At 61.8% G+C, this 20,626-nt stretch carries 18 protein-coding genes; 10 read left to right on the top strand and 8 right to left on the bottom strand.

Features of this window, described 5'->3' with window-relative positions:
- The first annotated feature begins 42 nt into the window (after positions 1–42).
- From AB7008_RS36805 to AB7008_RS36775, 7 genes are all read left to right on the top strand, one after another.
- Positions 43–1,713, top strand: coding sequence for an aromatic/alkene/methane monooxygenase hydroxylase/oxygenase subunit alpha (locus tag AB7008_RS36805; protein ID WP_028156528.1), 1,671 nt, complete (start codon positions 43–45; stop codon positions 1,711–1,713).
- A gap of 104 nt (positions 1,714–1,817) precedes the next feature.
- Positions 1,818–2,858 carry a 2Fe-2S iron-sulfur cluster-binding protein gene (locus tag AB7008_RS36800; RefSeq protein WP_441260388.1) on the top strand — a complete coding sequence of 347 codons (1,041 nt, stop codon included), beginning with the start codon at positions 1,818–1,820 and terminating at the stop codon, positions 2,856–2,858.
- 49 nt (positions 2,859–2,907) lie between these two features.
- Positions 2,908–4,011 (top strand): aromatic/alkene monooxygenase hydroxylase subunit beta, encoded by a 1,104-nt coding sequence (locus AB7008_RS36795; protein WP_439711268.1) that lies wholly within the window; start codon positions 2,908–2,910, stop codon positions 4,009–4,011.
- A gap of 46 nt (positions 4,012–4,057) precedes the next feature.
- Entirely contained in the window at positions 4,058–4,414 is a 357-nt protein-coding gene (locus tag AB7008_RS36790; protein WP_028150059.1) for an MmoB/DmpM family protein, read from the top strand.
- Between the two features lie 109 nt (positions 4,415–4,523).
- Positions 4,524–5,567, top strand: coding sequence for an amidohydrolase family protein (locus AB7008_RS36785; RefSeq protein WP_028156531.1), 1,044 nt, complete (start codon positions 4,524–4,526; stop codon positions 5,565–5,567).
- Entirely contained in the window at positions 5,567–6,361 is a 795-nt protein-coding gene (locus tag AB7008_RS36780) for a metal-sulfur cluster assembly factor (protein WP_441260387.1), read from the top strand. The genes AB7008_RS36785 and AB7008_RS36780 overlap by 1 nt, the downstream gene beginning before the upstream one ends.
- Before the next feature lie 78 nt (positions 6,362–6,439).
- Positions 6,440–8,068: a molecular chaperone GroEL gene (locus AB7008_RS36775; RefSeq protein ID WP_441260386.1), complete on the top strand. Its 1,629-nt coding sequence runs from the start codon at positions 6,440–6,442 to the stop codon at positions 8,066–8,068.
- 94 nt (positions 8,069–8,162) lie between these two features.
- On the opposite strand, the gene AB7008_RS36770 is transcribed toward AB7008_RS36775, so the two are convergent.
- Both AB7008_RS36770 and AB7008_RS36765 read right to left on the bottom strand, forming a co-directional pair.
- A complete protein-coding gene (locus AB7008_RS36770; RefSeq protein WP_441261272.1) occupies positions 8,163–10,088 on the bottom strand; it encodes a sigma-54-dependent Fis family transcriptional regulator in 1,926 nt (641 codons plus the stop codon).
- Between the two features lie 786 nt (positions 10,089–10,874).
- A complete protein-coding gene (locus AB7008_RS36765) occupies positions 10,875–12,137 on the bottom strand; it encodes an epoxide hydrolase family protein (protein WP_441260385.1) in 1,263 nt (420 codons plus the stop codon).
- A gap of 140 nt (positions 12,138–12,277) precedes the next feature.
- On the opposite strand from AB7008_RS36765, the gene AB7008_RS36760 reads away from it, so the two are divergent.
- Positions 12,278–12,865, top strand: coding sequence for a TetR/AcrR family transcriptional regulator (locus tag AB7008_RS36760; protein ID WP_304490972.1), 588 nt, complete (start codon positions 12,278–12,280; stop codon positions 12,863–12,865).
- Positions 12,866–12,910: 45 nt separating this feature from the next.
- Here AB7008_RS36760 and AB7008_RS36755 read toward each other — a convergent pair whose 3' ends face one another.
- From AB7008_RS36755 to AB7008_RS36730, 6 genes are read right to left on the bottom strand one after another with little or no spacing between them, the layout of a single operon-like run.
- Positions 12,911–13,555, bottom strand: a complete 645-nt coding sequence (locus tag AB7008_RS36755) for a flavin reductase family protein (protein WP_248879288.1) — start codon at positions 13,553–13,555, stop codon at positions 12,911–12,913.
- Positions 13,556–13,558: 3 nt separating this feature from the next.
- Complete coding sequence (locus tag AB7008_RS36750; RefSeq protein ID WP_304490971.1) at positions 13,559–14,320, bottom strand: enoyl-CoA hydratase/isomerase family protein; 762 nt, start codon at positions 14,318–14,320, stop codon at positions 13,559–13,561.
- A 2-nt stretch (positions 14,321–14,322) separates the two neighbouring features.
- Positions 14,323–14,781, bottom strand: a complete 459-nt coding sequence (locus tag AB7008_RS36745) for an acyl-CoA thioesterase (protein WP_304490970.1) — start codon at positions 14,779–14,781, stop codon at positions 14,323–14,325.
- 10 nt (positions 14,782–14,791) lie between these two features.
- Positions 14,792–15,571: a citryl-CoA lyase gene (locus AB7008_RS36740; protein WP_304490969.1), complete on the bottom strand. Its 780-nt coding sequence runs from the start codon at positions 15,569–15,571 to the stop codon at positions 14,792–14,794.
- Positions 15,572–15,581: 10 nt separating this feature from the next.
- The gene (locus AB7008_RS36735; RefSeq protein ID WP_304490968.1) at positions 15,582–17,117 is read right to left on the bottom strand and encodes an AMP-binding protein; all 1,536 of its coding nucleotides are present in this window, start codon (positions 17,115–17,117) and stop codon (positions 15,582–15,584) included.
- 18 nt (positions 17,118–17,135) lie between these two features.
- Complete coding sequence (locus AB7008_RS36730) at positions 17,136–18,281, bottom strand: acyl-CoA dehydrogenase family protein (protein WP_248879283.1); 1,146 nt, start codon at positions 18,279–18,281, stop codon at positions 17,136–17,138.
- 80 nt (positions 18,282–18,361) lie between these two features.
- Here AB7008_RS36730 and AB7008_RS36725 point away from each other — a divergent pair, with 80 nt between their 5' ends.
- On the top strand, positions 18,362–19,402 hold the full coding sequence (locus tag AB7008_RS36725) for a LacI family DNA-binding transcriptional regulator (RefSeq protein ID WP_304490967.1): 1,041 nt from the start codon (positions 18,362–18,364) through the stop codon (positions 19,400–19,402).
- 79 nt (positions 19,403–19,481) lie between these two features.
- Complete coding sequence (locus AB7008_RS36720; RefSeq protein WP_304490966.1) at positions 19,482–20,609, top strand: ABC transporter substrate-binding protein; 1,128 nt, start codon at positions 19,482–19,484, stop codon at positions 20,607–20,609.
- The last annotated feature ends 17 nt before the right edge of the window (positions 20,610–20,626 follow it).

The raw sequence follows: 20,626 nt of genomic DNA, 5'->3' as shown, positions 1-20,626 counted from the left end.
GCGAGAATGCTGAAGATAACGCAACGTTCAAAGGAGCTGGAAATGTCTGCAAGTCTGACACTGAACAAGATCACCGCGCAGAAGGGGATCAGCATCGCTGAAGCGGCCAACCGCGTCGCGGACCTTGGTTGGACGCCAAGCTACGTGCAGGAGGCGATGACTTTCCCGACCGACTACAAGATCTCGAAGACACCGCGCGACCCGATGAAGCAGGTCCTGCGGTCATATTTCCCGATGCAGGAAGAGAAAGACAACCGCGTCTATGGCGCGCTGGATGCGGCGTTGCGCGGCGACATGTTCCGCAATGTCGAGCCGCGATGGGTCGAGTGGATGAAGCTGTTCCTGGCGATCATCCCGTTCCCGGAGATCTCGGCGGCGCGTTCGATGGCGATGGTCGGACGGTTGGCGCCCGGCGAGGAATTGCGCACCGGCTTCACCATGCAGATGGTCGACGAGTTCCGGCACTCAACGATCCAGATGAACCTGAAGAAGTGGTACATGGAGAATTATATCGATCCAGCCGGGTTCGATATCACGGAAGCCGCGTTCGGTAAATGCTACGCGACCACGATCGGCCGCCAGTTCGCCGAGGGCTTCCTGACCGGTGACGCGATCACCGCGGCCAACGTCTATCTGACGGTCGTCGCGGAAACCGCCTTCACCAATACCCTGTTCGTGGCGATGCCGTCGGAAGCGGCGCGCAACGGCGACTATGCATTGCCAACCGTGTTCCTGTCGGTCCAGTCGGACGAATCCCGTCATATCGGCAACGGTCACTCGATGCTGATGGCGATGATCAACGATCCGTCGAACCACCAGTTGCTGGAGCGCGATCTGAAATACGCCTTCTGGCAGAATCACGCGATTGTCGATGCCGCGATCGGGACGTTCATCGAGTACGGCACGACCAACCGCGACAAGAACAAGGAGTCCTACGCCGAACTCTGGCATCGCTGGATCTACGAAGACTATTACCGGACCTACATGCTGCCGCTGGAGAAGTACGGCATCAAGATCCATCACGATGACGTCGCCGCCGCCTGGGATCGGATCGTCAAGAAGAACTATGTCCACAAGACCGCGCAGTTCTTCACGGTCGGATGGTCGGTGAACTTCTGGCGTATCGAGGCCCAGACCGAGCGGGACTTCGAGTGGTTCGAGCACAAATATCCAGGCTGGTACGCCGAATTCGGCGATTTCTGGAAATGGCACGCCAAGCTCAGCGTGCCCGGCGAGACCAACATCCTCTTCAACAGCGAGGTGGGCTATTCGTACCCGCATCGTTGCTGGAGCTGCATGGTCCCTTGCCTGATCCGCGAGGACTTCGTCTGCGACGAGGTCGACGGCAAGATCTACACTTACTGCTCCGAAGGTTGCCGTTGGACCCACAAGGTGGCGTTCGCCGCGGAATATGAGGGCCGTGCGACGCCGGCAATGGGCCGCTTCAGCGGTCGCCGTGAATGGGAGGATTGTTATCACGGCTGGGACGTCGCCGACGCGATCAAGGATCTCGGTTTTGTCCGGCCCGACGGCAAGACCATGATCGCGCAACCGCATCTGCGCTTCGACTCCAAGGACATGTGGACGCTCGATCACGTGCGCGGACACACGCTTGGCAGTCCGTTGCGTGGCTTCAGAGCGCTTTCGCCGATCGAGCGCGAGGTGGCGACGGCTGAATACCGTAAGGGCTTCAAGATCAATCCCTGCCACTAAAGAGATGATGAGCGGAGGGGCCGCTTTCGGCGGCCCCTCTTGGGGGGACCGGCAACGGTTTGCCGATCGTTTTGTACAACTGCCACGACGACAGGGCCGGGATAATGACGGACGTGCGGGTTCACAAGGTTCGTTTCGAGCCAGTGGGTATCGAGATGGAAGTGGAAGAGGGCGAGACCGTCCTCGATGCCGCATTTCGTCAGGGCATCTCGCTGATGCATGGTTGCAAGGAAGGTCAGTGCGGCAGCTGCAAATCAAGGCTGGTCGAGGGGGACATCGAGCTTCTGAAATACTCGACCTTCGCTCTGCCGGATTACGAGAGCGAGACAGGCCACGTCCTGTTGTGCCGGACACATGTCTACAGCGACATCGGTGTTGAACTACTCAACTATGACGAAGACCTGCTCAGCCGTTCGATCGCGGTGAAGGCATTTTCCGGCCGCGTGGCAGGGATTAGCGCGCTGACGTCAGACATCAGATTGCTGGAGATCGAGATCGAGAGGCCGATGAAGTTCTGGGCCGGCCAGTACGTCGATCTGACGCTTCAGGACGGCACCATCACCCGCGCCTTTTCGATGGCGAACCCGCCCGGAGAAGGCACCAATCTCCGCTTCATCATCAAGAAATATCCGAACGGGGCGTTTTCGTCCCGGCTCGATGGGAAATTGGCTGTCGGCGACGCCGTGGTCGCCAAGGGGCCGTATGGCACCTGCTTCCGGCGCGAAGAACGTCCGGGGCCGATGCTGTTGATCGGCGGCGGCTCGGGCATGTCGCCGCTGTGGTCGATCCTGGCCGATCACATCGGGAGCGGCGAGCAGAGACCGGTCCGGTTTTTCTACGGAGCGCGTACCCGCGCCGACTTGTTCTACCTCGATGAGCTCGCGGCCATCGCGGCGCGGCTGAACGATTTCAAATTCGTGCCGGCACTGTCGCATGCGGAGACGGGTGACGGCTGGGACGGCGAGACCGGACTGATCCATGAGGTTGTGCTGCGCCATCTGCGCGAGGAGAAGCTGAGCGGTGCCATCGACGCCTACGCGTGCGGGCCGACGCCGATGATCGACGCCGTATTGCCTGTGCTGCAAATGAACGGCGTCGAGCCGGACCACATCTATTTCGACAAGTTTACGCCGGCGGTGCGATGACGGCGTTCAAGGTTCGTCGCAGAACAGAATGGCAGAAAGGGAGTAAGCAATGAGCGCACAAATGAGCAGAGCAGCAGCGACCAAGCCTGCGGCAATCGTCAAATCCGGAGCCGCGGGGGCAGCGGTTTTCCCGGGCTCCGACAGCCGCAAGTACAACTACTTCGAACCGAAGGGGCGCAAGGCGACCCACTACGAAGACATGACGGTCGATGTTCAACCCGATCCGGAGCGCTATCTGCTGCAGGATTGGATCATCTCGTTCCCTGACGGGACGCCGACCTATTCCAAGGACTGGACGGCGGCAAAAAGCTCGAACTGGCACAAATTCCGCGCTGTCGACCAGGAGTGGGAGCGTACCCATTACCAGCGTCAGTCGACGATCTGCGGCATGGTGCAGAACACGATCGAGAATGGCCGGAAATCGGGCGCGCCGACCCGCTTCGATCCCGCCTGGGTGAAGATATTGCAGAACCATCTCGGAGCCTACAAGCATGCCGAGTTCGGTCTCGGCACCTCGACGATGCAGGCGCAGCGTTACGGCTACACGCAGATGGTCAACAATGCGATCTTGACCAACTCGTCCTACAAGCTTCGCTTCGCGCAGGACATCACTCTTTATCTGAGCGAAATCGGCCTCGACCTTCCAGGCTTCGACATTGCCGCCGGCAAGAAGCACTGGCTGGAAGATCCGATCTGGCAAGGCGTGCGCAAGTCGGTTGAATCAGTGATGGGTTCAAACGACTATCTCGAGCAATATTTTGCGACCAATGCGGTGTTCGAGCCGCTGGTCGGCGAACTCTTCCGCTCAGGCTTCCTGATGCAGGCGGCGTCTGCGCAGAACGACTTCATCACTCCGGCTGTCGTCTCCGCTGCGGAGGCCGACTATGAGCGCAATCTCGCGAACACCGTCGAGCTGTTCCACATCCTCGGCACTGATCCGACCTTCGGGGCGCAGAACCTTGCGTTGTTCAACAAATGGCTGGCCAATCATGCCGATCTCGCGCTCGATGCCGCCAATCATTTGCAGCCCATCTGGTCGCAGCCTCGGGTCAAGGTCGCGGCTTTCGCCGATGCCATGGCCCACGCGAAGAATCGTATCAGGGGTATCGCCGCCGAGCTTGGCCTGACGGTTCCGGCCGGACTGGCGTCGTAATCGGCATCGCTTCACGCCCTCACACTCAATCCTTCTGGAGACCGACATGCTGCACGAGAACGACAACATCTTCAAATCGATGAAAGACATCACGTTCGAGGACACGGTGTCGCATCAATGCGGAGTGACAATGAACGATAGCGTCGAGGCGCGCGCTATCGCCGAAGTCATGAGCCGTCATGAACACATCAAGGTGACCTACATGCCGGCGATGATCCGTATCGATGGCGACGGCAAGATGGAATTCAAGATGGATGAGATTTCCGAAGAGTTGGGCCGCGTCATGACCCCGCATCTCTTCGAGATTTCAACCTCGACGCATTACGGCCGCATGGTCATGACGGACGACAACACCGTCATGTTGTTCGGCGACATGAACGAGATGATGAAATACATCGTTTAATGATCGCCAGCGAACCAGCCTGGCCGGCACAGCGCCGGCCGGGCTCATTCGACGACATCAATCGCGCCTCACAACAATACGCAATATCCAGCGGAGCGGGAGTAACGCCATGTACAGGACGGCCAAGGGTGAAGAGATTTTTGTCATCGATGGGCATACGCATTTCTGGGATGGTAGCCCGGCCAACCAGAAGAACATCCACGGCAAGCAGTTCATCGACTGCTTCTACGCCTATCACGCGAATCTGAGCCCGCCGTCGGAGAAATGGGAGAAAGAGAAGTTCGAGAAGTACGACGCCAAGACGATGTTCGACGACCTGTTCGTCACCGGTTACGACGACATGGCGATCCTGCAGCCGACCTATCTCACCGACTTCTACAAGAACGGCTTCAATACCACCGAACGAAACTCGGCGATGAAGAAGAGCCATCCGGACCGCTTCATCCTGAACGGCGCCTTTGATCCGCGTGACGGTACCAAGGGCATCGAAGACCTTCATGCGCTCTCCGAGAAGCACAAGCTGAAGGGTGTCAAGCTTTACACCGCCGAATGGCGTGGCGAATCGAAGGGCTACAAGCTCACCGACAAGGCGTCCTACCAGTATCTCGAGGCGGCGCAGAAGCTCGGGATCAAGAACATCCACGTCCACAAGGGGCCAACGATCATCCCGCTGAACCGGGATGCGTTCGATGTCGCCGATATCGATGACGTCGCCACCTCGTTCCAGGATTTGAACTTCATCGTCGAGCATTGTGGCTTGCCGCGCCTTGATGATTTCTGCTGGATCGCGACCCAGGAGACCAACGTCTATGCCGGCCTCGCGGTGGCGTTGCCCTTCATCCATTCGCGGCCGGGGTATTTCGCCCACGTCATTTCCGAACTGCTATTCTGGGTCGGACCGGACAAGATCCTTTACGGCAGCGATTACGGCATTTGGACGCCGAAATGGCTGATCGACAAGTTCATGGCATTTGAAATTCCGGCCGACGTCACCAAGGAGACCGGTTCGGTGCTGTCGATGGAGACTAAGATCAAGATCCTCGGTCTCAATGCGGCGCGCATCTACGGCATCGATGTCGAAGCGCAGAAGAAGAAGATCCGGGCAGGCGGCGGTTATGCCCACTTGCCCGAAGCCGTTCACGCGCCGAGGTGATGGCCATGAAGCATGGCGTTGAGGGGAGGGAGCGGCCGAGAAGCCGCTCGTCAGATGACAAGCAGGCCCAGATATGGGCCTGCCTGCGAGACGTGATGGATCCGGAACTCGACGAGTCCGTCATCGACCTGAATTTCGTGACCAGGGCCGATGTCGACGCGAAGGATCGGGTCCACATCGAGTTCCGCTTGCCGACCTATTGGTGCGCTCCCAACTTTTCGTTCCTGATGGCGGACGACATGCGCCGGTCCATCAGCGCGTTGGACTGGGTCAAAGGCGTCAGCGTGGTCTTGGGTGAGCACATGTATGCCGACAAGATTAATGCGGGCCTCGCGCAGGGGCGCTCGTTCCAGGAAACGTTCGGCGCCGAGGCCGATGGCAGTCTCGATGATCTGCGCCAGACATTCCTCGTCAAGGCGTTCCAGCGCCGGCAGGTTGCGCTACTCAGTCACCTCATCGCGCTGGGGCAATCGCCGGCGGAGATCGTGAGCCTGACGTTGACGGAGCTCGGGTGCCTGCCGCTCGACGATGCAGGTGAGAAGCTGATTCAGCGCTATCTCGAGCGACGCGCCATCGTGGGTCCGGCAAGCGGTGGTGAACCCGCCTTTGTCGATGCGAACGGAGCGCGACTGAAGGCCGACGGCCTTGCCGCATACGCATCGAATCTACGGCGCGTGGGCATCAATGCTGAATTCAACGGTGCGCTGTGCCGCGGCCTGCTTGCCGCGCGGTTCGACCTCGAGACACCGTTCGTACCGAAATCGAGGACGATGCCGGCGTCGCCGGGCACCTAGCAGGTGCCGTGATGCGGGTGCGCAGCATAGATAACAAGTCCAGACCAGACGACCTCAAGGCAAAGTCGGGGATATAAAATGCCGAAGATCATGTTGCACGATGAGGCTGCGCGGGCCGCGCTGGGCCGGGGCGTCGCCAAGCTCGCCAAGGCGGTACGCGGAACGCTGGGTCCGAGGGGCATGAACGCGATCATGGACCGACCGATCGGCACGCCGATCGTGTCGCGCGATGGCGTCAGCATTGCCAGCGAAATCGAACTTGAATGCCCGTTTGAGAATATGGGCGCGCAGGTGTTGCGTGAGGTTTCAGCGCGAACCAATGAGGTGGCGGGGGACGGCACCACCACGGCCACCGTGCTGGCCGATGTTCTCGTGCAGGAAGGCCTGAAATGTTTAGCGGCCGGCGCCAATCCGGTCGAGCTGGTTCAAGGGCTGGAGCTGGCGGTTAGTGAGACCATCACGGCGTTACGACGGTCGGCGAGACCGCTGCAGGGGTCTGCTGGCCTGCGGGCTGTTGCGAGCATTGCTGCCAACGACACAGCGCTTGGCGATATGGTCGGCGAAGCCTTCGAGCGCGCCGGCAATCACGGAATCGTCGCGGTGGAATTTGGCAACACGGTCGAGACGACGCTGGAAATCGTTGAAGGCATGGCCTTCGATCGCGGCTATCTTTCACATCATATGGTCACCGATGTCGAGAAAATGCAGGTGGTTCTCGACAATCCGTTCATCGTCATGACCGATCTCAAGATCCAGACCGGGGAGCAACTGGCTGGTGTGATCTCGCTCATCGAGAAGAGCGGGCGACCTTTGCTGATCATCGCCGAGGAAGTGGCGCCATCTGTCATCATGCAATTGCTGGCGCGTCGGGAGAAATCCAATTTCAAGGTTGCCGCGATTCACCCGCCGGAGTTCGGCCATTGGCGCAAGGCGATGCTCGAGGATATCGCGATCACGACCGGAGGGCGCGTTATCTCGGCTGATCTGGGCGGAAGGCTCGAGAAGGTGGAGCTGCACGACCTCGGGTCCGCGCGCCAAGTGCGCATTTCCGCCTCGAAGACTCTGATCACGGCGGGAGGTGGCGATCAGAAGGCCATCGCGGCGCGACGCGAGCAGGTGTTGCGCCAATACGATGCCGCTCCCGAAAATATTGAGCGGGACAAGTTCGAGGAGCGCATCGCAAAACTGTCCGGCGGTACAGCGATGATTCTTGCCGGCGGCGCGACGCCGGTCGAGCAAAAACGCCGGACCCAGTTGATCGAGGATGCGATCAACGCGACCCGCGCCGCGATCGAAGAAGGCATTGTGCCGGGCGGCGGAGTGGCCTTGCTCAGGATCGCTGCAAGGCTCGACGAATTGATCAGTCGTCTGGACGGAGGCGCCAGGCAGGGCGCCGAGCTGCTGCAACGCGCGCTCAGCCGGCCGCTTTTCTACATTGCCGCCAATGCCGGCCTGAACGGAGAGGCGGAAGTTGCGAGAATTGCCAAGGCCACGAATGGCCACGGGCTCGACGTGCGCAATGGTTCGGCGGTCGATCTTGTCGAAGCTGGCATCATCGACCCGGTCAAGGTTTGCTACAGCGCGGTTCGCAATGCGGCATCGGTGGCCGGACTGATCCTGACGACTCAGACCTTGATCGCCAAGAAGCCAGATGACTACGATCCGACCGCTGGCCCGGCCCGAGGTGGTGGTGCTGAGCTGCTTTGAACGGAACCGATCATCGGTTCGAAGCGACCGGGCTCTATCCATAACTGGGCATGCTGCGATACTCGCAGCATCGGTGCTTCGAGGCACTATGGCATCACTCGGGCTTCTTCTGCCCCAGTGCGCGATAGATGGTGTTTCTTGAGACGCCGAGGCGTCGCGCGGTTTCGCTGACGTTTCCGGCGGTCTCGGCATACACCACAAGGATTCGCGCGCGGTGGATGTCGTGGAGCGATCCGGACTCCGTTCCAGGGTGTTGAACGATGTTCTCCGCGCTGGCTTCGTTGATAGAGCCGTCCGCGGCGGCAAGGGTGAATCGCGCCAGAACGTTGCGGAGCTCGCGGACGTTGCCAGGCCAGGGACGTGCGGCGAGATGCGCAATGTCCGCCCGCGTGATTTCGAAATTCGGGTCGATCGCATTGAGCAGATGGCGGACGATAGCATCAAAATCGTTGCGATCCCGGAGCGGCGGCAGGTTGACCTCGAGCGTGTTGAGACGATAGAGCAGGTCGGATCGGAACCGGGCTTCGGCGATGGCCTTGTCCAACCTGGCGTTGGTGGCGGAGATGAGAAAGACATCGACCTTCGATCTGACGCCGCCGACGGGGCGCACGGTCCAGTCGTCGAGCAGGCGCAGAAGCACCGCCTGCAGCGCGACGGGCATGTCGCCGATCTCGTCAAGGAACAGCGTGCCGCCGTCGGCCTCCTTGACCAGTCCAATCGCGCCGCCACGCCGCGCGCCGGTGAATGCTCCCCCGGCATAGCCAAACAGCTCGCTCTCGATCAGGCTTTCCGGCAGGGCGGCGCAATTCACAGGGATGAACGCGCCGGTTCGCCCACTCGCCATATGGGCGTGGCGGGCAAGCTGTTCCTTGCCGGTTCCGGTCTCGCCTCGGATGAGGATGGGCATCTTGCGTGCTGCCGCGGTCTCGACTTGACGGACGATGGCTCGGACCGCGGGGTCGTCCGCAACGAAGCCGGCGGCCATGCTCTGAAGAGACCGTGGTTCCGGCTTTGAATCCTTTCGGGCAGATGATGAAGTCGCGGTCTCGCGGCCGTCAGATTCGGATCTCGATTTCTGGACGTCGCGATGCGTGATCAACTGGCGTCGTCGCGCATGCAGCACCACGATGGCGCCGATGCCGGAGCGTTCGTTTTCGACGAAGTTAAAGCTCGCGTTGGGAAGCAGCTCCTTCAACCTGCCCGGCCACTCATCGAAGGGAACGGTCTTCAAAAAGCGGGTTGGCGCGTCGTTGTGAATGCCGTGGCGATCATGCTGGAGTGCGTTCAGAGCACGCTCGGTGGCGTGGAGGATCATGCCACGACGATCGAGCACGATGCATTCATCGTTCGCCCATTGCGATCTCTTGCCGAGAAAGCGGCACAGCAACTCCTCATGTTCCTGTCGGACTGATTGGGCCAGAACGCTTTCCACGTGATGGCCGACCGCGACGGCCAAAGCCAGGCTCTGCGGATTGAAGGTGCTTGCAGGACCCGAGATATCGACCACGCCAAGCAGTTCGCCATCTGTCGGGTCGTGAACCGGGACGGCAGCGCAAGTCCACCGCTGCACCTCCGAGCAGAAATGCTCTGTACCGTGAATTTGGACAGGTTTCGATTCCGCTATCGCGGCGCCAATCGCGTTGGTGCCGATGTCGGCTTCGCTCCAGCGACCTCCGTGTTCGAGATGGACTGCGCGGCCGGCGTCGATGACCCTGTCGTCGCCCTGCGTATCGATGATCAGCCCACTCGGATCGGTGAGGATCATGATTGAGTTTGCATCGCGCAGAAATGTTTTCGAATTCTCGAGAGCGCAGCGGGCGGCATGGCGGAGCGACGCGTATTTGGCGCGATGACGAAACAACTCGGCGTCCGCGACGAGCGGCGCTCGCGCACGGTCGACGGTAACGCGATGGTTCCTGGATCGCTGCCACGACGCTGCGACCGATGATCTCAAGTCGGATGACAACGCTCCGCGCTCGACGAACTTCTCCCACGCCGCCAGCACTTCTCGTTGGTCCATCCCGGCTCCTCCGACGTGAAAGGTGCTGGACCCGCTCATGACGGGCCCTGCGATCATTCACCTGAATGCGGGGGAGTGCCTGCCGCAACTGCCGGTTCGCTCACGCAAAGTCCGACGGTAAGACCCTTCCAGGCCGCCGTGACGGCCGTCTGAATCGGATTCCATATCCGTCGCACCCGCCGTGAAGACGACCGCGCCTTCCGATCAAGCAACCCCTTCAGCGTCCCACGTCCCTAACGTCCCAGGCCTTCTCCCAAGCCCGTTGACCAGATCAACCTATACTTTTTGAATGGTTCTAGCAAAGGTAGCGATCGAAGTTCCGCTTGGCCGCGGCTCGATCTGTTCGAGAGTCCGGGCTAGGCGCGCCGTAGTGCGGCGCAGCATCAGGGAATTGGGCGGCGCGGGCTAGAATCTTCGGCCATCCACACGGGCCGCAGCTATGGACATCGGGGCCGCATCGGATCAAGCGTGGAGGCAATCCAGAGGGGGCCAATCGGGAGACAACGGCAGCGGACAGATGCCGTCGAAAGTGACTTGCGTTCAGGATCCAGGGGTAACGTCAGTCAAAAGTGGTGGCGTCAGTCAAATCGCAACCTGGACTAGGGCTGGCCGGACGCAACCAAATGAAAACGGCCCCTACAGTTTTGTCACGATCAAGCCTCGCGCCTACCTTGGGGCCATACAGGCAGCGCGGCGATCGCGCAGTTCTACTTGCCGGCCTTCAAGTTGACAGAGCGCTTGTCGCCGGCCGGATGCGTGTCGCGCAGCGCCAGCGCGGCCCGTGTCTCACACTCGGAATGCTCTGAAAGCCTGCCACATTTCCCGCGCGAAGATCTCCGGTTGCTCGAACGCGGCGAAATGTCCGCCCTTGTCGACTTCGTTCCAATAAAACATGTTGGACCATGCAGCTTCTGCCCAAGACCGCGGAGCGAGGAAGGTCTCGCCTGGGAAAATGGTCGCCCCCATAGGAAGATCGATCGGATCGGACGAAGCGCGCACGCTCGAGAAGAAGCTATTTTCTCGGATCGTGCTTCCAACGCCTTCCCAGTAAAGGCGCGCACTCGACGTGCCCGTGCCGGTGAACCAATATAGGGAAATGTCGTCGAGCATTTGATCGCGGGTGAGGGCGTCCGCCGGAAGGCCGCTGTTATCCGTCCATTCCCAAAACTTCTCATACATCCACATCGCCAGCGCCAGCGGCGAGTCGTTCAGCGCATAGCCGATCGTCTGCGGCCTTGTATTCATCTGGTCGGCGTAGCCGGCCATTCGATCGAGGAAGTGCTCGATGTTTTTCAGGGCCTGTTGCTCTTCTTCGGTTGGTTGTGCGGGGGCCGCTTTCGGGACGACCAGCGGCAGATTGACATGGGCGGCCAACAGGCCCTCCGGGCGCTGGCTGGCCATGGCATGGGTGATGGCCGAGCCCCAGTCCCCTCCCTGCGCGACCCAGCGGTCATATCCTAGCCGCTCATGCATCAACATCGCCCAGGCGCGTGCGATGCGTGGCGGATTCCAGCCCGGCTCGGTTGGTTTGTCCGAAAAGCCGTAGCCGGGTATCGACGGCACGACCACGTGGAACGCATCCTCAGCGCGTCCGCCGAATCTTGTCGGGTCGGTCAGCCAGTCGATGACATCAAGAAATTCCGCAACGGAACCCGGCCATCCATGCGTGAGAACGATGGGAAGGGCCTGCGGATGCGGCGAGCGAACATGGATGAAGTGGATGCCGACGCCGTCGATGCGCGTGCGGAATTGCGGAAAGCGGTTGATGCGCGTTTCGAACTTCCGCCAGTCGTAGTCGTGAAGCCAGTAATCGACTAGCGACCTTGCTGCAGACAGCGGGACGCCTTGCGACCAGTCGCCTACGGTCTCCCGGTCGGGCCACCTGACGCGGCTGAGCCGGTGGTGCAGATCGTCGATGGCGCCTTCGGGAACACGAACTTCGAACGGCGCAAGGCTGTCAGGCGCGGGCGGCAGTACCAGCGCTACGCGCGCGTCTGGACCGCCGGCGGCAAGCGATCGCGCGTCGGAGAGAAGAGCAGAGGCAGACATGACGAACTCCAGGTATCTCCGCCGGATTGGGCTTATCGGCGGGTTGTTGGCGGCAGTAATTCTGTAGCAATCGCTACAACATCGATTTCGCGCGGGCAAGGTTATTTTAACGTCCGCTACAATTGCTATATGATGCTGCCATGGCTCGCAAAATCGCATTCGACTACGACCGGGCGCTCGACAAGGCGATGTCGCTGTTCTGGAAGAACGGCTACGCCGGAGCGGGCTTGCGCGATCTCCTGAAAGTCATGGGAATCCGCGAAGGCTCGTTCTACAACACCCTCAAGAGCAAGAAGCAGCTCTATCTGTCGTGTCTGCAGCGCTACGAGGACACGGTGGTCCGGACGCGCTTTCAGGCGTTGCAGTCGGCGCAGACCGCGGATGCAGGAATCCGCGCTTTCTTCGACGCTGTTCTCGATTGCTTGGACAATCCGAAGACACCCTCCCGCCTCTGCATGCTTGCCGCGATGGCAACCTCGGAAGTGCTGTCGGAGGCCGACTTGCGCAAACGTGCCGAGCACAGCCTAAAAGAACTGCAGGCGGTGCTGGAAGAACGCCTGAGTCAGGATCAGTGCAAAGGGTTGCTGCCGTCGTCGCTGGATCCGCAAACGATCGCCCAGGTGATCACCACCTACCTGCAAGGCCTGTGGCACATGGCTCTGGTGGATTACAAGCGGCCCCGTTTCCAGCGGCAGATCGATGCATTCCTGACCGGGCTGGGGCTCTAGCGGCCCCGCAGAACGGTGCAGCCTTGCCCGAGCGCCGCCTTGCGATCAGTCCGGCCGAACCATCTCGAACATGGTGTCTGCCGTCATCTCGAAATAGTCACCCCGCCGGCCGGCGCGTGCGATCGGGCGTGCGAGCTCGGTGAGATAGACGCCGTCCTTGATGAAAGCCTTGTCGATGTGGACGGCGACGACTTCGCCGAGCGTCAGCCATGCCTCCGCTGGTTCACCCGTCAGCCCCTTGAGCTGGATGATCTCCGTGACCCTGCACTCGAACGACACCGGGCTTTCCGCCACGCGCGGCACACTGACGAACCTGCTCGGCGCTCGCGTCAGTCCGGCAATTGCAAACTCGTCGACCTCTCGGCCGACATGGACCGCTGTCGCGTTCATCTGCTGTGCCAAATCCATGGTTGCAAGGTTCCAGCAGAATTCCCGGGTGTCCTGGACGTTCGCGACGGTGTCTTTCCAGCCCGTCGACGAGAAACCAACGAGTGCCGGAGTGTAGCAAAAAGCGTTGAAGAAGCTGTATGGCGCGAGGTTGACGTTGCCCCTCGCATCACGCGAGGAAATCCAGCCGATCGGCCGCGGCGCGACGATGGCATTGAAGGGATCGTGCTTCAGCCCGTGTCCGTTCGCCGGCTCGTAGAAGTGGATGTCTTGCGACGTAGCGCGGGTTGGCGTTGGCTCCATGGTTCACATGTCCTGCCAGAATTGATCGTAGCTGGGCTTGCGCCGCTCGTCGAAGGATCGTAGTCCCTCGCGCCATTCGGCGGCTGGGACATCCCCGGGCGAAGCCAGCACGCGCGCCCAATCCGTCTCGCCGTGATGGGCGAGGTTGCGCTTCGCGGCAGCGATGGCGCCCGGTGGCGCCGACTGCACGATGCCTAGCGCAAGGTCGATCGCGCTGGAAAGGACGTCAGCCGTCGGGACCAAGCGATTGGCCAATCCCCAGTTGATGGCCTGGGCTGCGCTTAGCCGGCGGCGGGTCAATACCAGCTCGGTGGCCCGCCTCGCGCCCACCACGCGGTGGAGACGCGCCAGGGCGGTGTTCGGGATGACGCCATGCCCCAATTCCGGGAGAGCGACATAGCTCTCCGTTCCCATCACGACCAGATCGCAGGAGAGCGTCAGCTCAAATCCGCCGCCGAGAGCCCCGCCCTGGAGCGCCGCTATGGTGGGACGCGTCTCCTCGGCCAAGGCACGAAACAACACGGCGGGATCGGCCGGATCGGGCGTGCCGCTCATCCAACCGGCCTTCAAATCGTCGATGTTGGCGCCTGCGCAGAACACCGGACCATTCGCCGCGATCACGATGGCCCGCGCCTTCTCGGCGTGCGACCGCTCGATTAGCTCGAACAGCATCGCGACCGAGGCCCTGGAGAGGGCATTGCGGCGCTGCGGCTCGTTCAGAGTGAGAATCGCGATGTCGCCGCTGCGGCTGTAAAGCACCGGCATGATCAGCCTCCCGCAGAACTGGAGGGCTTGCCGAGCAGGTGCCGCCGGATGTCGTCCGGAACGGCATATGGCCTACCTTCCTGGAGCAGCACGCAGGACGCAGTCGCGGAAGCCACGCATGTCCCGGCGCGGAAGACGCCTTGCAGGACCTCGAAGGAGGAGCGGCCGATATATGTGACCGTCGAGCCGATATTGACCTCGCCCGGATAGAAGATCTCGGCGTGGAATTCGATGGTCAGCCGGCCGACCACTACATTCAGCCCGCCCATCAGGCGGCTGATCGCGGGTTCCGCAAACAGCTCCATTCGGCCGCTCTCCAGGAAGCTGGCGATTGCGGCATTGTTGACGTGCCGGAATTGATCGGTATCTGCGTTGCGCAGCTTTTCCGGACTCCAAAAGCGGAAGTGCTCCGGCGTCAGCTGTGGCGTTGCAGGAGCGGGCGAAGCCGGATCCTTGATCATCCGTCGTTCCTTACTCGCGCGGGCGGGAGTGCTCGGTGGCCTCGTGCTCGATCCGGTAATAGATCTCCTCGGCCATCGGTTGACGCATCTCCTCGATGATGTGCCCGACAAGCCCGACCGCGCGAGCTGCCACGGCGAGGCCGCGGCACATCTTCCAGGACAGATTGAACTCCGAGGCGATCGCGGCCATCGCGCCGGTGACGTTGAGGGGGAGCGGCCGGCCGTATTGCTTGCTTGCCTCCGCGCCGATGTTCTCCATCAGCTCCACGTAACGGCCGGCAAAACCGGTTTCGTGCGCGACTTTGAACAGGGCCGGCGTGCGTGGATCGATCGGCTTGTGGAAGGGATGGCCGACACCTGGAATGATCTCACGCCGGCTCCTGTGAGCGCTGACAATGTCGGCAGCCAGCTGCTTCAAATCGACGGACGCCTGCGGGTCGGGCAAGGCCTCCTGGAGCATCTTCGCCGCGTTGTCCAGCGAGCCGACGAACACGGAGCCGAGCCCCAGCAGTCCCGCGGCGACCGAAGCCTGGACGGCTTCAGGCGCGCCGCAATAGGTCATGCGCGTGGCGAGGGACGAGGGCGTAATTCCATGCTCCACCAGGATCACCATCATGGCATTGAACATACGCGCTTCGTTCGTGCTTGGAAGGCGGGTGAAGATCTCGAGGAACGCCATCTGCCCAAAGTCGAGGGTACCGACGATTTCGGAGCAAAGGTCGAGCCCGTGGACCTTGATTTGCGTGGGGGTCGCCCAGGCGATGTCGGATTTGATCTCGTGCCGTTTCATGTCAACCTCGTCAGGTGATGGGGGCGGAGCTGAGCAGCTGGGAGGCGTGCTCCCTCAGGGCCGCCTTGCGAATCTTGGTGCCGTTAGGGCCGTCGATGACCGGAAATACGTCGACCTGGACGATGCGACGCGGGACCTTGTAGTTGGCGATGCCTTCGCGGCAGTAGGCGAGCAGCTCGGTCTCGCCGAGTTGGCGGTTGACGCGAACAAAGGCAACCGCAACGTCGCCTTCGCCTTCGAGGCGCACGCCAACGACCTGAGCAGCCGACACGTCCGGATGCCGGCAGAGAAACGTCTCGATCTCGCTGGGGTCGACCAGATAGCCGCGCAGACGCAGGCCGTCGCCGATGCGCGACAGGAAAACGAAGGCATCCTTGTCCGCATACGCAAAATCGCCGGTTCGGTACCAGCCGTCGGAAGTGAACGACCGCGCGGTTGCGTCCTCGTTGTTCAGATAGCCGGGCATCACATTGTAACCTCGGATCTGCAACTCACCGGTCGCGCCGGGCGCGACCGGTGTTGCGCTGTCGAGCTCGACGATACGAAAAGCCATCTCGCCGGACAGCAGACGACCGCCAGGCAGCGACCTGGCCTCGATCGGTTCGGACGGCGAGCGCGCGGCCATCAGAGCAAAGCCTTCGGACGAGCCGTACACGCTCACGAGGCGTAGTCCCCATTTGTCCTCGGCCGTCCTTATCACTCGATCGGTCAGGCCCGCGAAATCGGCAAAACCCCCGGCGCGCAGCGTCGAGAGTTTCGCCGCGGGCACGTTGAAGACGGCATCCAGCAGACCGTCGGAACCAAACACATGGGTCGCCCCGTGCCGCTCGATCGCCGATGCGGCTTCGGCGGCCTTGAAGACAGGAAGGAGAACGCAGGCGCCGCCACCCGCCAGCGTCGCGATGGCCTGGACGAATCCCAGGACGCCGTAGAGCGGCAATGCACACAGCGTCTTGCCGCCGGGATGGATGTCGAAAGCGGAAGCGACCGTGTGGGCGTGGGTGCGGCAGCTGTGCTGGTCATGAACGGCGAGCTTCGGCGCGCCGGTCGTTCCGGACGTGCTGAACGCGCACAGCAGATCCTGCGGCCGGCCAACAGCTTCGACGTGACCATCGGCACCCGCATGGAAACGGGTCGGGTCGGCAATCTCGATGACGTGTGCTAGCGCGGGCACCTCGCCCTGGATGTCACGCACGACCTGCGCGAAGGCCACATCGAGGAAGTTGGTCGCTGCCACGACGACTTTCGCGCGGGACAATGCGATGACATGATGCGCTTCCGCGCGCCGGTACCGCGTGCTGATCGGAACGACGAGAATCCCCTGATGCGCGGCGGCAAACAGGAATTGCAGCCAGGTCGGGCCATCCGGAATCCAGAGCGCGATCACGTCGCCGCGCGTCAAGCCGAGGCTGCTTAGAAGCGCCGCGGCACGGTTCGACGCTTCGGCCAGATCCCTGCGCGTAGCGACATAGTCGCCCAGACAGATCGCCGGCGCTTCGGCATGGTCATCGAGCAGCCCGAAAAAGGGGCTTGGTGCTCCACTCATTGTGATCCCCTGCGTGTGTCAGTTCGAAAGAGCCTGGCGAGCGATTTGAATTCGCTGCATCTCGGATGTGCCTTCGCCCAGCCGGAACGCGCGGGCATCCCGGTAGAAACGTTCGATGGGGAGCTCGCACATGTAGCCCATCCCGCCGAAGATCTGGAGGCAGCGATCCACAACGCGGCATCCCATCTCGCTGGCGTACAGCTTGGCCCTGGACACCGCGATCCGTGAGGCCGGATCTTCCTGGTCGCACAGCGCGGCGGCGCGATAGATCAGCGCCCGCGTCGCTTCGATCTCGACGTCGTTGTCCGCGATCATGAACTGGATGGCCTGATGCCCCGCAAGCTGCGAGCCGAAGGCGCGGCGCTCCTTCGCGTAAGCAACGGACATGTCATGCGCGCGCTGCGCCAATCCCAGCGACCGGCACGCAGACAGAATTCTATCGTGGTTGATGGAGGCCATCATGACCAGGAAGCCGTCGCCGGGACGGCCGAGAACGTCCGCATCCGGAACGAAGCAGTCCTCGAGCGAGAAGCCGTTCAGATGATAGCCGTGCCACCCCATCTTCTTGTAGCGCGTCATGCCCACGAGCCCCGAATTGGTGCGCTTGACGATGAACGTGGTCAGCCGCCCCTTGAGGGAGGCGGTGGGATCGGTCACGGCCAATACGATGACGTAATCGCAGGTCTCGACGTTGGAGATGAACTGCTTCGCCCCTTCGAGGCGCCAACCGCCTTCGACCTTCAACGCCTTGGTCCGGATCGCGCCCAAATCCGAGCCGGCATCCGGTTCGGTGAGGGCGTATGTCATCGTCACGCGGCCGGACACGAGATCGGGAAGAATGCGGTCTTGCTGCTCCTCGTTGAGATGGATCAGCGAGAGCGGCAAGAACCCGACGACCTCAGACAGCGGAACGGATGTGTGGGTGACCTCTTCCAGGATTCCGACCTGTGCCGCGACCGGAAGCCCGTAACCGCCGAGCTCGGGCGGAAGATTGAAGCCGTAGATTCCGAGTTCGGAGGCCTCGCGCCGCAGCTGGGCCAGCAAGTCGGGAGACACGTTGTCGTCGGTCTCGATCTGCTGTTCGAGCGGCTCCAGGCGGTCGCGGACGAATCCCCGCACCGTCTGGCGGAGCATCGTCATCTCATGTGAAGCAAGGTCGATCATGGAAATCTCCGAAAACGATTTCGTAAGCAACCTAGACGCCAGCGAACTCCTGTGTCAAGTGTTGGCGGCAAGAGGCTTGAATGAAGCAGCGGATCAATATCGTAGAGCTCGCCCGGCATTTGGGGCTCGCCGTGTCAACGGTCTCGAAGGCCATCAATGACCGCGGCGATGTGAGCGATGAGACCAAGCGGCGTGTGCTGGAAGCGGCGGAAAAGTTTGGCTTTTCGCCGGATCCGGCGGGACGGCGGCTGCGCACGCAGACGTCAGAGACCATCGGCTTCGTGTTGTCGCCGCCGCAGACCCATTTCGCGCATCCGTTCTTCCTCGATCTGCTGATGGGGATTGACCAGAATCTTAGCCAGACCCCGCTTCAGCTCATCATCGTCGCGGGACGAACACTGGAAACGGAGCTCGAGAGCTTCCGCCGCCTGGTCGAGCGGCAGCGGGTCGACGGCGTGATGTTCGGCCGCACGCGCCGCGATGACCCCCGCATCCGCTACCTCCAGGAGCGCAACGTCCCGTTTGTGGCGCTGGGCCGCAGCGAGACCGGCAAGCCGTTTCCCTTCGTGGATATCGACCGAACGGTCGCCGGCCGCAACGGAACCGCGCGTTTCGTAGGGTTTGGGCATCGCCGGATCGGACTCTTGAGCACGCCGGGATACCTCATGATCAGCCACCTTTTGCAGGAGGGCTATCGTGCGGCCCTGAAGGCGGCGAAGTTGCCGTTCGATGCTGATCTCGTGGTCGAAACCAGCACCAGTGAAGAGGGCGGGCTGAACGGCGCCCGGCAGCTGCTCGCCCTGAGCGATCCGCCGACGGCGATCATGTGCGGTCATGACCTGATTGCCACCGGCGCGATGCAGGCGATCGCGGAAACGGGCAGGCGCCCGGGCGTCGATGTTCCGGTGATCGGGTGCGACAATCACCCGCTCGGGCCCTATCTGAATCCGCCTCTGACTACGTTTTCCGCGCCGACGTTCGAGGCGGGGCGCCGTATGGTCGATCTGCTTCTTGCCCTCATGGACGGCCGTTCGCCCAAGGAATTGCAGGAAATCTGGTCGCCTGAGCTGATTCTGCGCTCGTCCCACGGCAGCCAATTGGTCGCAGCCGGCGAAATCTGAAAGCCTGCATCTGTCGCTTGACAAGCCGGGCCCGCGCGACCTAGGTTACGAAATCGTTTTCGTAAATCGGGAGTGTGCGATGTGGCCTCTGCGGAAAGTCGCGGTTCTTGCGTTTTCGATGCTTCTTGCGCTCGCCGGGCTGGCGTCCGCCGAGGATCTTCGCATCGGAGCCATCTTCCCCCTGAGCGGCGCGAACGCCGATTACGGCGATCTCTACATGGGAGCGACCGAGCTTGCGGTTTCCCACCTCAACAACGCGAAAGTCCTCGGCGGAAAGCTGTCGATCGCCTACGAAGACAGTCAGGCGCTCCCGCAGCAGGGCGTGATCGCCATGAACAAGCTCGTGAACGTCGAGAAGGTCAGCTACGTGCTCTCCGCGTTCACCGGTGTGTCCAAGGCCATCTCGACGACCGCGGCGCGCAGCCGCACGGTTGCCGTCAATGGTGGCGGGGTCGGGCCCGACCTTGCCGAGCTTGGCGAGTATTTCTGGAACGTCATCCCGCTCGCCAATTTCGAGGTGCGGGCGATGGCGCCCTACCTCGTCCAGAAGCGGGGATTGAAGCGGTTTGTCCTCGTCTATGTCGACGATCCGCTCGGCCAGTCGATCAAGCGTGAGCTCGAGTCCAGCCTGCCTTCGCTCGGCGCGACGCTTGCCGAGGCGCTGTCCGTGCCGTCGAATGCGCAGCAGTTCAGCGGGGTTGCGGCGCGGGTGCGCGATGCCAAGCCGGACGTCGTCTACATCGCTTCGTTCGGCGCGCAGCAGTCGCAGATTATCAAGCAGTTGCGCGACAACGGCGTTACGCAGCAGCTCGCCAGCTACTCGGGGTTCGCGATTCCCGCCATCGCCAGCCTTCCCGAGGCCAAGGGAGCGCTGTTTACGACGCAGCGCATCGACTGGAATTCCGACGATCCGGTGACCAAGCGCTTCACGCGGGAATACCAGACCAAGACCAACAGGGCGCCGACGGCCTACGCCGCGAATTACTACAACGCCGTGATCCTGTACGGCGCCCTGGCGTCGGCGTTGCAGAAGGCTGGCTTGCTGATCACGGGCGAAAACCTTCTGGCGAAGCGTCGTGAGATCGGGGCGTTCGATCTGGTCGGTGGGCGTGTCACCTTCGAGAAAGACGGCACGATCCGGTCCGCGATGCAGATCAACGAAGTGGACGGTGAGCTGGCCGTCGTCGAGATCGTTGCGGCTCACTAGCTCTGGCGCCTGTGCGA

The organism is Bradyrhizobium sp. 521_C7_N1_3, from assembly GCF_052075975.1.
Classification (GTDB): domain Bacteria; phylum Pseudomonadota; class Alphaproteobacteria; order Rhizobiales; family Xanthobacteraceae; genus Bradyrhizobium; species Bradyrhizobium japonicum.
Note: the sequence above shows the minus strand (reverse complement) of the source record. Positions and strands in the feature narration are given on the sequence as shown.

Bases quoted from the DNA above. Each gene is read 5' to 3' on its own strand.
- AB7008_RS36805 (WP_028156528.1), top strand. From the start codon at position 43: ATGTCTGCAAGTCTGACACTGAACAAGATCACCGCGCAGAAGGGGATC.
- AB7008_RS36800 (WP_441260388.1), top strand. From the start codon at position 1,818: ATGACGGACGTGCGGGTTCACAAGGTTCGTTTCGAGCCAGTGGGTATC.
- AB7008_RS36795 (WP_439711268.1), top strand. From the start codon at position 2,908: ATGAGCGCACAAATGAGCAGAGCAGCAGCGACCAAGCCTGCGGCAATC.
- AB7008_RS36790 (WP_028150059.1), top strand. From the start codon at position 4,058: ATGCTGCACGAGAACGACAACATCTTCAAATCGATGAAAGACATCACG.
- AB7008_RS36785 (WP_028156531.1), top strand. From the start codon at position 4,524: ATGTACAGGACGGCCAAGGGTGAAGAGATTTTTGTCATCGATGGGCAT.
- AB7008_RS36780 (WP_441260387.1), top strand. From the start codon at position 5,567: ATGGCCATGAAGCATGGCGTTGAGGGGAGGGAGCGGCCGAGAAGCCGC.
- AB7008_RS36775 (WP_441260386.1), top strand. From the start codon at position 6,440: ATGCCGAAGATCATGTTGCACGATGAGGCTGCGCGGGCCGCGCTGGGC.
- AB7008_RS36770 (WP_441261272.1), bottom strand. From the start codon at position 10,088: ATGGACCAACGAGAAGTGCTGGCGGCGTGGGAGAAGTTCGTCGAGCGC.
- AB7008_RS36765 (WP_441260385.1), bottom strand. From the start codon at position 12,137: ATGTCTGCCTCTGCTCTTCTCTCCGACGCGCGATCGCTTGCCGCCGGC.
- AB7008_RS36760 (WP_304490972.1), top strand. From the start codon at position 12,278: ATGGCTCGCAAAATCGCATTCGACTACGACCGGGCGCTCGACAAGGCG.
- AB7008_RS36755 (WP_248879288.1), bottom strand. From the start codon at position 13,555: ATGGAGCCAACGCCAACCCGCGCTACGTCGCAAGACATCCACTTCTAC.
- AB7008_RS36750 (WP_304490971.1), bottom strand. From the start codon at position 14,320: ATGCCGGTGCTTTACAGCCGCAGCGGCGACATCGCGATTCTCACTCTG.
- AB7008_RS36745 (WP_304490970.1), bottom strand. From the start codon at position 14,781: ATGATCAAGGATCCGGCTTCGCCCGCTCCTGCAACGCCACAGCTGACG.
- AB7008_RS36740 (WP_304490969.1), bottom strand. From the start codon at position 15,571: ATGAAACGGCACGAGATCAAATCCGACATCGCCTGGGCGACCCCCACG.
- AB7008_RS36735 (WP_304490968.1), bottom strand. From the start codon at position 17,117: ATGAGTGGAGCACCAAGCCCCTTTTTCGGGCTGCTCGATGACCATGCC.
- AB7008_RS36730 (WP_248879283.1), bottom strand. From the start codon at position 18,281: ATGATCGACCTTGCTTCACATGAGATGACGATGCTCCGCCAGACGGTG.
- AB7008_RS36725 (WP_304490967.1), top strand. From the start codon at position 18,362: ATGAAGCAGCGGATCAATATCGTAGAGCTCGCCCGGCATTTGGGGCTC.
- AB7008_RS36720 (WP_304490966.1), top strand. From the start codon at position 19,482: ATGTGGCCTCTGCGGAAAGTCGCGGTTCTTGCGTTTTCGATGCTTCTT.